Source organism: Herbaspirillum camelliae, from assembly GCF_001929405.1.
Classification (GTDB): domain Bacteria; phylum Pseudomonadota; class Gammaproteobacteria; order Burkholderiales; family Burkholderiaceae_D; genus Herbaspirillum; species Herbaspirillum seropedicae.
In genome coordinates this window covers 1,971,920-1,982,874 of record NZ_KV880769.1, presented here as the reverse complement: position 1 = coordinate 1,982,874, position 10,955 = coordinate 1,971,920, and the positions used below count along the sequence as shown (strand labels likewise).

Sequence of the window (10,955 nt, the reverse complement as noted above, 5' to 3'; positions counted from 1 at the left end):
CGGGCCGCCCCTTCCACAACGGCCACGCCAGGCACAGCATCATGATCGCCGCACAGAGGTAGACGCCCCGCCACCCCGTGACATCGCTGACCGCGCCCGAGAATACGCGCGACAGCAGCAAACCGATGAACACGCCGCTTTGCGCCCCACCCACTACACGTCCACGTTCCTCTTCTCCTGCGGCGCTTGCCGCATAGGCGATGAGCCCTTGCGTCATGGCCGTACCCAACAGGCCGACCGCCAGCATACCCGCCAAAAGCACATAGGAAGAGCGCGCCAAGCCCACTGTCACAAGCGCACACACCAGGGCAAGCAATTGAATGCCCATCAGCTTCTTGCGCGGGACCTTGTCGCCCAGTGGAACCAGAAGGAGCAAGGCAAGTGCACAGCCCACCTGGGTGGCGGTAACGACACCGCCAACTGCCGCCTGGTTGATCTTGAAGTCGTCAGACAGCGCATCCAGCAAAGGCTGCGCGTAATAGACGTTGGCCACGCTCAAGCCGCTTGCAATCGCAAACAGGAGAAGCAAGCCTTGGGATAAGGGAGGGGAAGAAGTCGCCATGCCATCAACTGGTTCTGATTTAAAACCAGTTGAATGCTATGTCACATGGTTTTAAAATGCAACCACTTTGCCATCCATATCAGCCAGGAAGAGCCATGCCAAGTCATGCGAATCACCACGAAGAACATTGCCCTGTCGCACGTAGCGTGGACGTGGTGGGAGACCGATGGGCGCTGCTGATCGTGCGGGATGCCTTTGATGGGATACGCAGGTTCGGTGACTTTCAGCGTAACTTGTCGGTATCGAAGAATATCCTGGCAGATCGCTTGCGAAAGCTCGTGGACGCCAACATTCTGGAAACGCAGGCGGCATCGGACGGGACTTCGTATCAGGAATATGTACTGACCGAAGCCGGCCTCAGGCTGTTTCCACTGGTCGTGGCGCTGAGGCAATGGGGCGAGGCGCATTTGTTCAAGCGCGGTGAGAAACACTCGGTGCTCATCGATATGGAGACCGGAAAGCCGGTGGCCTACATGGCGCCCCTTTCCCGGGATGGAACATACCTGGAACCCGTACGGACACTTGTCAGAAAGGTGAAATGAGTGGCGTGGCAACGTTAACTGCTACAGATTGGCAAAACCACTATTCCGACGTTTGCCAGTTCAAGATCTTCCTTGGTCTACCACTGGCTTTGTTATAACGGCAGACCGGCATGCCAGCCCCCCCCAGGAACCGGGCGAGGGCCGTCCAGGCATGCTGAACCGCAAATACAGCGGGCAATCAAGCCTCCAACTCCCTGCGCACAATCTCCGCCCCCGCACTGAGCGCATTGAGCTTCCCCCGCGCCACCTCGCGCGGCAGCGGCGCCATTCCGCAGTTGGTGCATGGATAGAGCTTGTCCGCCTCCACAAACTGCAAGGCGCGGCGTAAGGTCGCCGCCACTTCCTCGGCGCTCTCCACTGCATGATTGGCCACATCGATGGCGCCGACCATCACCTTCTTGCCGCGAATGAGCTCAATGAGATCCATCGGCACGCGCGCGTTGTGGCATTCCAGCGAAACGATATCGATGCTGGAGGCCTGCAACTTCGGGAAGGTCTCCTCGTACTGCCGCCACTCGGACCCCAGCGTCTTCTTCCAGTCGGTATTGGCCTTGATGCCGTAACCATAGCAGATGTGCACCGCGGTCTCGCACTTGAGCCCTTCGATGGCGCGCTCCAGGGTGGCCACGCCCCAGTCATTGACTTCATCGAAGAAGACATTGAAGGCCGGTTCATCGAACTGGATGATGTCCACCCCCGCCGCTTCGAGCTCGCGGGCTTCCTGGTTGAGGAGGGTGGCGAATTCCCAGGCCAGTTTTTCACGGCTCTTGTAGTGGCTGTCGTAGAGGGTATCGATCATCGTCATGGGGCCAGGCAGCGCCCACTTGATCGGCTGGTCGGTCTGGCTGCGCAGGAATCGCGCATCGTCCACGAACACCGGCTTCGGGCGCGACACGGCGCCGACCACGGTCGGCACGCTGGCGTCGTAGCGATTGCGGATGCGCACGGTCTCGCGCTTGGCGAAATCGACGCCGTCGAGGTGTTCGATGAAGGTGGTCACGAAATGCTGGCGCGTCTGTTCGCCGTCGCTGACGATGTCGATGCCGGCATGCTGCTGCTCTTGCAGCGACAGGCGCAGGGCGTCGCGCTTGGCGTCCTCGAGTTCTGCACCTTGCAGCTTCCAGGGTGACCAGAGTTTTTCGGGCTCGGCCAGCCAGGCGGGTTTCGGCAGGCTGCCGGCGGTGGAGGTGGGCAATCGTTTTTTCACGGTGGAAGACCTTGTAGGTGGAGAGATCAATGAGCGTAACTGGCCGACCACTGTTCGAGCATGGCCTGGTAGGGCTTGATGAAGTGTTCCTCGGCAAACCGGCCCTGCTCGACCGCCAGGCGGCTGCGCTCTTCGCGGTCATAGACGATGCGCGTGAGCGAATAGTCCTGATGCTTCAGGCTGGGCTGGTAGGTCTTGCCGGCGGCGGAATTGGCGTTGTAGATCTCGGGGCGATAGATCTTCTGGAAGGTCTCCATGGTGCTGATGGTGCTGATCAGTTCCAGGTTGGTGTAATCGCCCAGCAGATCACCGCTGAAGTAGAACGCCAGCGGGGCCGCGCTGTCAGGCGGCATGAAGTAGCGCACCTTCAGGCCCATCTTGCCGAAGTAGGCGTCGGTCAGCGAATATTCATCCTGCAGGTATTCCACTCCGAGCACCGGATGCTGGTTTTCGGTGCGCTCATAGGTCCGGCTGCTGGCCACGCTCAGGCAGATCACGGGCGGCTTGCTGAAGTGCGCCTGGTAGGCCTGCGACTGCACGAAGCGCTTGAAGAGCTTGCCATGCAGCTCGCCGAAATGCTCCGGCACGCTGAAACTGGGCTGGCCCTTGGTGTGCTCCAGCAGCACGACGCTGAAGTCGTAATCGCGCACGTAGGAAGAAAAGTTGTTGCCGACGATGCCGTCGATACGCTCGCCGGTCCGGTGATCGACGATATTGGTCTTCAACACCTCGATGAGCGGCAGCGCCTGGGCGTGGTCTTCGCCCGCAAAGCCCATCTCGACGGAAATGATGTCCAGTTCCACGGCATAGCGGTCGCCCTTGGGGTTGTCCCAGTGCGCCAGCGCGTTGAAGCGGTTGTTGATCATGCGGAAGGTGTTGCGCAGGTTTTCCTGGCGCTGCGCCCCGCGGGCCAGATTGGCGAAGTTGGTGGTGATGCGGGTGTTGTCGGCGGGACGATAGTCCTCGTCGAAACAGATGCGCTTGATGGCAAATGACAAATCTTTATCCATGATGATCCGGCCCCGTGATTGCTGAACTCAAGTCTGCGCGCTGCCAGGCAGCACCGGCAACGGCTGACTCGATGTGGTCAATGTGTGGAGTGAATTCTATGCGGATGCAATCATGAATAAAAATGATTTGATCTCATCGATCCATTATATTTGCTCATACATCTATTTCGTCCAGCGCCAGGTGTTCCTCGGGCCGACCGGAATCAGGCAGTCAACACCACCTTGCGGCACTCTTCCAGCTTGTCGTTGAAGATCTGGTAACCGCGCGCGGCGTCTTCCAGCGGCAGGCGGTGGGTGATGATGGCTTCCGGACGCAGCCGGCCTTCCTCGATGCTGGCCAGCAACTCCGGCATGTAGTGCTGGACGTGGGTCTGGCCGGTCTTGACGGTGACGCCCTTCTCGAAGATGTCGCCGAACAGGAAACCATGGATGAAGCCGGCATACAGGCCCGGCACGCTGATGACGCCACCGCGCCGCACGGAGGCGATGCAATGGCGTAGCGCCTGGCCGCTGCTGCCTTCCAGCTTCAGCGTGGTCATGGCGCTCTCCAGCACGCTGCCCTTGGCCTCGAAACCGACCGCATCGATCACCCCATCCACACCCCGCCCGGCAGTATTGGCGATGATGTACTCGGCTGGATCGACCTGGTCGAAATTGACGGGGATGACGTCGTACTGCTCCTGGGCAAAGCGCAGCCGATAGGCATGGTGATCGACCATGAAGATCTTTTCTGCACCCAGCATGCGCGCCGAGGCCGCCGCCATCTGGCCGACCGGGCCGGCACCGTAGATGGCGATGGTGGAGCCTTCACGTACACCGGCGTTCTTCACGGCCTGATAGCCGGTAGGGAGGATATCGCTCAAGAACAGCACCTGCTCGTCAGCCAGCGGCGAGTCGATGCAAATCGGTCCGACGTCGGCCTTGGGCACGCGCACGTATTCGGCCTGTCCGCCGGGCATGCCGCCATACAAGTGGCTGTAGCCGAACATGGCCGCGCCGGAACGGATGCCCTTGGCATTCATCAACGCGCCGCGGTCGGGGTTGGTGGTTTCGCAGGCGGCGTAGAGGTGCTGGTCGCAGAAGAAACACTGCCCGCAGGCGATCACGAAAGGCACCACGACGCGGTCGCCTTTCTTGAGGCGCTTGACGGCCGGTCCCGTTTCCACCACCACGCCCATGAATTCGTGGCCGAGGATGTCGCCGGCCCGGGTAGCCGGGATCTTGCCCCGGTACAGGTGCAGGTCGGAGCCGCAGATGGCGGTGGCGGTGACCTTGAGGATGACGTCGTCGGCTTCCTGGATGATCGGGTCGGGTACCGTCTCGCCCCGGACATCGTGGGCGGAATGGTAGAGCAAGGCGCGCATGGCGTCTCCTTCTCGGCAACGGGTTGATCTTGTTGGGGGGGGCGCCTGCTTTACTGCGGCGAACGGGCTTGGTCCTGCACTACGTCGAACTCGGGCTTGGCGATTTCCTTGTTGGCGTTGTCGGTGCTGGTCTCGCGGTTCTCGACGTGGTCGCTGCGCGCCTGGCGGGCGGTGGCGTCCGACGAGGATTGCGCCGGACTGGGGTTGGCCCGGGTGGGGAGTTTGGATTCGATGGCCATGACAGGAGCTCCTGGGTGCGTGAGGGAAAAAGGATGCCAATACAAACGGCCGCGCGCGGCGGCCGTTCGCTAGGCGTCAAGTGGCGCTGGGATGGCATCACTTGCTGTTCTTGTGGCTTTGCTGGCCAGCCTTCACGTGCTGCTCATGCGAGCCGCCCTGGGAAGAGCCGCCAGCGCTGGCCGACTTGCTGCCGCTGCCGGAAGAGGATTCGGAGCCGGGGGAATTCTTGTGGCTCTGCTGTCCTGCCTTGACGTGCTGTTCGTGGCTACCGCCGCGGGTATGTTCGCTAGACATGTGCTATCTCCTTGCTCGGTTGAATAGAAGAGTCGAAGGGTCGTCCTGCTCTGTCAGTGACCCGAAGGCCCGGCGCGGTCAGCCTGCGCTGGCCGCTGCCGTGCGCCTTCGGTATCAAGAGTAGGGAGCTTGGAACAGTGCAGCCATCAGCGAGGCCCGCCATGCGATGTCGGCCAGCGCTGACGGACACGTCAGCCCGCTTTGATGAGCGCGCAGCGGAGCATCGATTCCGGCATGGACGTCAGAGGACGGCGCGGTGTGGTGTGCAGGCTGGCCGACATACCGGACCGATCGAGGGCGCTAGGATCATGACTGAATCGCGCATCACGCGTTTCCATCAACATCATTCCTAGCCAAGGAGGACAGCATGAGCGACGCCATCAACAAGCACACCCACGGCGAACACACCTCGGGACCGCAGGACCTGCAACCGCAACCGGCGGGCGAACACAATGCGCACAGCGGCACCAATGAACGCGACCTGCGCGGCGGTGGTGAGCGCTATGCGCCGGGCGACAGCCGCGAGTACGGATCGAAGAACAAGCCCGAGGGAGAGAACTACTCCGACCTGGACCTGCGCGAGAACAGTCCGCAACTGTAATTGCCCGAAGGCATCAGGCACAGCCGCCCGCCCGGTGCAGGCGGCTGGCCGCTTCATTCTTCACGGTCGAATTCGGCCAGCACCATTTCCACTTGCAGGCACTGCAGCTTGAGTTCCTTGATGGCGCGCCGGTAGCGCTTGAAATGCTTGCGGTCAGGCAGCCCTTCGCTACCCTTGCTGAGTCTGACCACGTCATGGACGATCACCTGCAAGATGCCTGCAGCCTGTTCGTGAGAGGCCTTGAGCCGGTTCACGCCCTCGATCAGTGCTTGTTTCTTCTTCATTGTTCTTCCCAGTACAGTAGGCTCAACATCGAACAGGCAATGGAGTGCGTTGCCTGTCGTTTGTTCCGCAGCGGCCCTCCCCACCGCAGTTAACTCATCCATCCCGGCACTGGTTCCAGTCCAGCGCTCATCCATTCCCGGCCCATGGGCGCGACGCGCACTGCGCCTCATCTGCTGCCGCTTTTATCCCCTGTAGCGCTTGTATCGCCGAGCTCCGACGACGATGATGAAAGTTCGTCACAAGGAGAACACGATGAATAGAGAACAGCATTTTCTCAACAGTCTCGACGCCCTGCGTTCGGCAAGCCGGCAAGCCCATGATGCGCTGGAGACCGTGGGCGGCATCGAGAACTCACGCGTAGTCGACCTGAACGACCGCCGCAACGCCATCCACGCGTTCCGCATGCGTCTGGCCGAAATGAAGTGGATGTGCCTGCAGATGGAGATCGTCCTGTCGGAGGCGCCCTTCACCCGCAATGCCTGCAATGACGGTCGCGCATAGGCTCTTCTTCAGTGGTTCTGGCAAGACTGACAGTACTTGCCACCCCTCAGTCGAGCGCTGCACCGATATTGTTGGCGCAAGGGTATCCCTAAGATGAGGACTCGTAGGGCAGTGACGGCCCTGCGGATTTTTCCACCCTCAAGACATTAGGAGATACATCATGGCAAACCAGAACCAAGGCTCGACCAGCAACCGCGGCTTCGCTTCGATGGATGAAAACAAGCAGCGTGAAATCGCCAGCCAGGGCGGCAAGGCCGCCCACGAAAAGGGCACCGCCCACGAGTTCACTTCGGAAGAGGCGCGTGAGGCCGGCCGCAAGGGCGGCCAGAACAGCCACGGCGGCGGCAACCAGGGCGGCAACAACAACGGCTGATTCCGTTAGCTGCATGCCTCTGGCAGAGGACCCTGCGGGGTCCTCTTCCTTTTTCCTCTTCCTTTTTCCTCTTCCTTTTTCCTCTTCCCACTCGCTGGTGTTTCTCGCCGCCAGCCCACAGAGACAAGCGCAGCGCCCTGGCTCGGAACTTTCACCTTTCCCCTTCCGCCCCCTGCCCGCCATAGACCGTCCGTACGTTCCTGAGGGAGGTTTCTACATGGCGAACAGCGTGCCTCGTCCGTGCACAGGCAGCTTCCCATGGATGCTCGCCAGCAGCGTGCGCAACTCGGCCCGATAGTCGAGCACCACCGCGCGGTTGCAATACGGGCTCCACGACGGATCGACCACACCGGACTGTTCCTGGGTGCGCGTATCGGCCGCTGCATTCAGGCGGGTCTGGCGCGCCAGCACCAGGCTGGCGCGCAGATCGAGCAGTGTCGAGGCCACCGTCCAGTACTTGCGGCGCGCGCTCCACTCCACGCCGCAGGCAGTACAGATCAGCGCCAGCCTGGCGCGCGCGTTCTTGTGCACCAGCGCTTGCGGCCCCTCGCTCCAGGTGCTGCCGAAGAGCAGCGGGCCGGCATGGTTGAGATAGGCTTCCAGGCACAGCGACAGCATCAGCAAGGCCGACAGGAACACCCAGCGCGAGCTGCTTTCATCTTCACCCGCCTTGCGGATGAGCACGTCTGCGCCATGCCAGAGTTCGGCATAGGTCAACGGCGGTTGCGGTGGATCGAAGGGAGCGTCCCGGTCCTGGTCTTGCATGATGGATGGTCCTCATTGATGGGGTACGCGGCAGGGTGTCAGGACAGCGCCGTATCTAGCACCATCATCAGCACGAAGCCGGCGATAAGGCAGCAGGTCGCTGCCAGTGCATCGTGGCGGCGATGCGGATCGGGAATGACTTCGTGGGCCAGCACGAACAGCATGGCGCCGGCGGCGCCGCCCAGCGCCCAGGGCAACAGCGCCGACGACAAGGCCACGACGGCCGCGCCCGCCACGGCCGCCAGCGGCTCGACGAGACCGGAGAGGATGCCGCAGCCGATGGCGTCGGCCCGCGAGTAGCCGATCCCGCGCAGGGCCGTAGCCACGATCATGCCTTCGGGAATATCCTGCAAGGCGATCCCGAAGGTCAGCACCGAGGCCTGCTCGGCCGGCACGCCGCCATAGGCCACGCCCACGGCCAGGCCTTCGGGCAGATTGTGCAATCCCACCGTCAGCACGAACAGCCAGACCCGCCGCAGTGCGGCCTGCCGCGCGGCGTCGTCATGCCCTTGGCCGGCACGCTGCAACAGCAATACCAGCAAGGCGCCGACCACTACGCTGGCGCCGATGACCAGGCTGGCCTGGCCCTGCCCCATGCCGGCAGTGCGCACACTTTGCAAGGCCGGAAGGATGAGCGAGAACACCGACGCCGCCAGCATGACGCCAGCGCCAAAACCGGTGCAGCAATCGGCCATGCGTGCGGAAAAACGGCGCGAGAAAAACAGCGGCAAGGTGCCTGCCGCAGTGGCGGCAGCGGCGGCCATGCCGCCACAGTAGGCGTGCCAGATGCGCGTATCGCGTACGCTCCACCAGCCCATGGCCGCACAAACCAGCGTCAGCGCCAACGCCACCATGGGCCAACGGATCGGCATGCGGTGCTCCGCTGCCAGGCCAGCAGCGCCCGCCGGACAAGCGATGGCAGCGATTGTCGCAGAGCTGGGGGCTGATGGCTTGACATCCTCGAACATGGTTCTCCCGGGGCAAAGAGGTAGTGCTGACGTACCGCTGCATGATCGGAGCAGTCTAGCCAAGGCCACCGTGCTATCCCATCGGACTAACACTGAATCACCCGCTCATCGCCCTCTGACGCACACAGCCGCGCTAAGGATGTCCGACATGCCGATGCGCTGCTCGCCACCGGAAGTTTTCCGCAGCGCCCGATGGTATGGATGAGCACCTGCCACCTAGCATCGTCACTGAGCTGGATACTGCGCGGCGATTCTTCCAATCCACTGCGCATGGTCCGGCCACTCCCCAACTCGACGCACTCTCATCCCCAACCCCTACAAGGAGACGGACATGTTTGCCCACAACAAACGCTTGCAATACACCGTGCGTGTGGCTGCGCCCAACCCCGGCCTGGCCAACCTGATGCTGGAACAATTCGGCGGCCCGCAGGGCGAGCTGGCGGCGGCCTGCCGCTACTTCACCCAGGCCCTGGCCGAGGATGATCCCGGTCGCAAGGACATGCTCTTCGACATCGCCACCGAAGAACTGAGCCACCTCGAAGTGATCGGCAATATCGTGGTCATGCTCAACAAGGGCGCCAAGGGCAAGCTCGCCGAAGGCGTGGAAGAAGAAGGCCTGCTCTACAAGGACATCACCGCCGCCGGCAATGACAGCCACGTCACCCAGCTGCTCTACGGCGCGGGTGCGCCGCTGGTCAATTCGGCGGGCGTCCCATGGAGCGCCGCCTATATCGACACCATCGGCGAACCCACTGCCGACCTGCGCTCCAACATCGCCGCCGAAGCACGCGCCAAGATCGTCTATGAGCGCCTGATCAATCTGACCGATGACCCTGGCGTGAAGGAGGCGCTGGGCTTCCTGATGACGCGCGAGATCGCGCACCAGAAGTCCTTCGAAAAAGCGCTCTATGCCATCCGTCCCAATTTCCCTCCCGGGAAGATGCCGGGCGATCCGCGTTTCTCGCGCGTCTACGTCAACCTCTCGCAAGGGCTGGGCGAGCAGACCGGGCCGTGGAACGACGGCAAGCAATGGGAACGGCTGGACGGCGCCGATGCGCTGACTCCCGTCGATGGCGGTGATGGCCAGGCCAGCGTGGAACTGAGCGCCGACGAGCAGGCCGCGCTGGACCAGATGGCCGCTCGTACTGCGTCGGCCCAGGACGGTGAACCGCTGACCGGCGCCGAGCTGGGCTCTTCCGATCCGGAGATGAACCTCAAGGCCAAGAAGCCCTGACTGCCCTGAGCCCGAGCTCCCCCGAAGGCGCAGCGGCCAGGTGCTGCTGCGCCGTCCCACCCACCCAAGGAGATTGCCATGACCACCGATGTCAATGAAAACCTGCTGGCCTGGCTCAAGGACGCCCACGCCATGGAGCAGCAAGCCGAGCAGATGCTCAAGGCCCAGGCCAGCCGTATCGATCACTATCCGGAACTCAAGGCGCGGCTGGAATCCCACCTGCAGGAAACCCTGGGCCAGCAAGAACTGGTGGAAGGCTGCATCAAGCGTCTCAACGGCAGCGCCTCGATGATGAAGGACCTGGCTGGCCGCATGACTGCCTTTGCCCAGGCCGCCGGCGGCATGACCCAGCACGATGAAGTGGTCAAGGGCGCCATCGCTGGCTACGTCTTCGAAAACCTGGAGATTGCCTGCTACACCTCGCTCATCGCCGCCGCCCGCGAAGCCGGCGACACCGAGACCGAACAGGTGTGTACGCAGATCCTGGAACAGGAAAAGGCCATGAGCAGCTGGATGCTCAACCACCTGCCCACGGTCACGCGCGACTTCCTGGTCCGTTCGGCCACGCCCGGGCAGAAGGCCAAGGTATGAACGCGCTGGGTGATGCTGATCGGGAGCACGGCATGCACAACGCGGCAGCCGCCACCGTGGCGGCCTTTCCCTTTGCGTCGCTGGCGCTGGCCGAGAAGGCCTATGCCGCCCTGCGCGAGCGCGGCTTTCCGGCGGACCGGCTGGAATTGCGGGTGATGGATGACGAAGCGGGTCCGTCCAGCGGCAACTTCATCCTGGAGTACAAGGAAACCGACGTGCATCAGGACAGCAGCTGGATGGACATGGCCGGCAGCCGCGACGATCCCAATGTGGGAGCGGGCCGGCAAGAGGTGTTCTGGTCCTGCGAAGCCCTGCTGCTGGTCACCACCAACGATCCCCACATCCACAATGCGTTGCAGGAAATCTATCGCGCCAACGGCATGGACTTCGACGCCGCGCGCCGCCGGCCACGCTGAAT

General features: G+C 62.5%; 16 protein-coding genes. 7 read left to right on the top strand and 9 right to left on the bottom strand.

Annotated features, from left to right (window positions below):
• Nucleotides 1–562 (bottom strand): MFS transporter (locus BGK68_RS28250; RefSeq protein ID WP_233149269.1); only part of this gene is annotated, 562 nt, incomplete at its 3' end.
• Nucleotides 563–657: 95 nt separating this feature from the next.
• Here BGK68_RS28250 and BGK68_RS08810 point away from each other — a divergent pair.
• Complete coding sequence (locus BGK68_RS08810; protein WP_075256787.1) at nt 658–1,104, top strand: winged helix-turn-helix transcriptional regulator; 447 nt, start codon at nt 658–660, stop codon at nt 1,102–1,104.
• Nucleotides 1,105–1,282: 178 nt separating this feature from the next.
• Here the strand turns inward: BGK68_RS08810 and BGK68_RS08805 are convergent, their stop codons facing one another.
• From BGK68_RS08805 to BGK68_RS08785, 5 genes are all read right to left on the bottom strand, one after another.
• Nucleotides 1,283–2,311, bottom strand: a complete 1,029-nt coding sequence (locus tag BGK68_RS08805; RefSeq protein WP_075256786.1) for a methionine synthase — start codon at nt 2,309–2,311, stop codon at nt 1,283–1,285.
• Between the two features lie 26 nt (nt 2,312–2,337).
• On the bottom strand, nt 2,338–3,321 hold the full coding sequence (locus tag BGK68_RS08800; protein ID WP_075256785.1) for a DUF1852 domain-containing protein: 984 nt from the start codon (nt 3,319–3,321) through the stop codon (nt 2,338–2,340).
• Nucleotides 3,322–3,524: 203 nt separating this feature from the next.
• Nucleotides 3,525–4,685, bottom strand: a complete 1,161-nt coding sequence (locus BGK68_RS08795; RefSeq protein WP_075256784.1) for a zinc-dependent alcohol dehydrogenase — start codon at nt 4,683–4,685, stop codon at nt 3,525–3,527.
• Nucleotides 4,686–4,735: 50 nt separating this feature from the next.
• The gene (locus BGK68_RS08790) at nt 4,736–4,924 is read right to left on the bottom strand and encodes a hypothetical protein (RefSeq protein WP_075256783.1); all 189 of its coding nucleotides are present in this window, start codon (nt 4,922–4,924) and stop codon (nt 4,736–4,738) included.
• Between the two features lie 97 nt (nt 4,925–5,021).
• Entirely contained in the window at nt 5,022–5,219 is a 198-nt protein-coding gene (locus tag BGK68_RS08785) for a hypothetical protein (protein ID WP_075256782.1), read from the bottom strand.
• A gap of 367 nt (nt 5,220–5,586) precedes the next feature.
• On the opposite strand from BGK68_RS08785, the gene BGK68_RS08780 reads away from it, so the two are divergent.
• The gene (locus BGK68_RS08780; RefSeq protein WP_075256781.1) at nt 5,587–5,820 is read left to right on the top strand and encodes a hypothetical protein; all 234 of its coding nucleotides are present in this window, start codon (nt 5,587–5,589) and stop codon (nt 5,818–5,820) included.
• A gap of 53 nt (nt 5,821–5,873) precedes the next feature.
• Here BGK68_RS08780 and BGK68_RS08775 read toward each other — a convergent pair whose 3' ends face one another.
• Nucleotides 5,874–6,104, bottom strand: coding sequence for a hypothetical protein (locus BGK68_RS08775; protein ID WP_041310084.1), 231 nt, complete (start codon nt 6,102–6,104; stop codon nt 5,874–5,876).
• 253 nt (nt 6,105–6,357) lie between these two features.
• Between BGK68_RS08775 and BGK68_RS08770 the strand changes: the two genes are divergently transcribed.
• Together BGK68_RS08770 and BGK68_RS08765 are read left to right on the top strand one after the other, a co-directional pair.
• Nucleotides 6,358–6,606 (top strand): hypothetical protein, encoded by a 249-nt coding sequence (locus BGK68_RS08770; RefSeq protein ID WP_075256780.1) that lies wholly within the window; start codon nt 6,358–6,360, stop codon nt 6,604–6,606.
• A gap of 160 nt (nt 6,607–6,766) precedes the next feature.
• Complete coding sequence (locus BGK68_RS08765) at nt 6,767–6,979, top strand: KGG domain-containing protein (protein ID WP_075256779.1); 213 nt, start codon at nt 6,767–6,769, stop codon at nt 6,977–6,979.
• Nucleotides 6,980–7,192: 213 nt separating this feature from the next.
• Here the strand turns inward: BGK68_RS08765 and BGK68_RS08760 are convergent, their stop codons facing one another.
• Together BGK68_RS08760 and BGK68_RS08755 are read right to left on the bottom strand one after the other, a co-directional pair.
• On the bottom strand, nt 7,193–7,744 hold the full coding sequence (locus BGK68_RS08760) for a hypothetical protein (protein ID WP_075256778.1): 552 nt from the start codon (nt 7,742–7,744) through the stop codon (nt 7,193–7,195).
• A gap of 38 nt (nt 7,745–7,782) precedes the next feature.
• Complete coding sequence (locus BGK68_RS08755) at nt 7,783–8,616, bottom strand: ZIP family metal transporter (protein ID WP_233149268.1); 834 nt, start codon at nt 8,614–8,616, stop codon at nt 7,783–7,785.
• Nucleotides 8,617–9,043: 427 nt separating this feature from the next.
• On the opposite strand from BGK68_RS08755, the gene BGK68_RS08750 reads away from it, so the two are divergent.
• From BGK68_RS08750 to BGK68_RS08740, 3 genes are all read left to right on the top strand, one after another.
• The gene (locus BGK68_RS08750) at nt 9,044–9,946 is read left to right on the top strand and encodes a manganese catalase family protein (protein ID WP_075256776.1); all 903 of its coding nucleotides are present in this window, start codon (nt 9,044–9,046) and stop codon (nt 9,944–9,946) included.
• A gap of 78 nt (nt 9,947–10,024) precedes the next feature.
• Nucleotides 10,025–10,537 carry a ferritin-like domain-containing protein gene (locus BGK68_RS08745; protein ID WP_075256775.1) on the top strand — a complete coding sequence of 171 codons (513 nt, stop codon included), beginning with the start codon at nt 10,025–10,027 and terminating at the stop codon, nt 10,535–10,537.
• A 32-nt stretch (nt 10,538–10,569) separates the two neighbouring features.
• Nucleotides 10,570–10,953 (top strand): hypothetical protein, encoded by a 384-nt coding sequence (locus BGK68_RS08740; protein WP_075259745.1) that lies wholly within the window; start codon nt 10,570–10,572, stop codon nt 10,951–10,953.
• Nucleotides 10,954–10,955 lie beyond the last annotated feature (2 nt).

Coding starts and splice junctions, on each gene's coding strand:
- BGK68_RS08810 (WP_075256787.1), top strand. CDS start 658: ATGCCAAGTCATGCGAATCACCACGAAGAACATTGCCCTGTCGCACGT.
- BGK68_RS08800 (WP_075256785.1), bottom strand. CDS start 3,321: ATGGATAAAGATTTGTCATTTGCCATCAAGCGCATCTGTTTCGACGAG.
- BGK68_RS08795 (WP_075256784.1), bottom strand. CDS start 4,685: ATGCGCGCCTTGCTCTACCATTCCGCCCACGATGTCCGGGGCGAGACG.
- BGK68_RS08790 (WP_075256783.1), bottom strand. CDS start 4,924: ATGGCCATCGAATCCAAACTCCCCACCCGGGCCAACCCCAGTCCGGCG.
- BGK68_RS08785 (WP_075256782.1), bottom strand. CDS start 5,219: ATGTCTAGCGAACATACCCGCGGCGGTAGCCACGAACAGCACGTCAAG.
- BGK68_RS08780 (WP_075256781.1), top strand. CDS start 5,587: ATGAGCGACGCCATCAACAAGCACACCCACGGCGAACACACCTCGGGA.
- BGK68_RS08775 (WP_041310084.1), bottom strand. CDS start 6,104: ATGAAGAAGAAACAAGCACTGATCGAGGGCGTGAACCGGCTCAAGGCC.
- BGK68_RS08770 (WP_075256780.1), top strand. CDS start 6,358: ATGAATAGAGAACAGCATTTTCTCAACAGTCTCGACGCCCTGCGTTCG.
- BGK68_RS08765 (WP_075256779.1), top strand. CDS start 6,767: ATGGCAAACCAGAACCAAGGCTCGACCAGCAACCGCGGCTTCGCTTCG.
- BGK68_RS08760 (WP_075256778.1), bottom strand. CDS start 7,744: ATGCAAGACCAGGACCGGGACGCTCCCTTCGATCCACCGCAACCGCCG.
- BGK68_RS08755 (WP_233149268.1), bottom strand. CDS start 8,616: ATGCCGATCCGTTGGCCCATGGTGGCGTTGGCGCTGACGCTGGTTTGT.
- BGK68_RS08750 (WP_075256776.1), top strand. CDS start 9,044: ATGTTTGCCCACAACAAACGCTTGCAATACACCGTGCGTGTGGCTGCG.
- BGK68_RS08745 (WP_075256775.1), top strand. CDS start 10,025: ATGACCACCGATGTCAATGAAAACCTGCTGGCCTGGCTCAAGGACGCC.
- BGK68_RS08740 (WP_075259745.1), top strand. CDS start 10,570: ATGCACAACGCGGCAGCCGCCACCGTGGCGGCCTTTCCCTTTGCGTCG.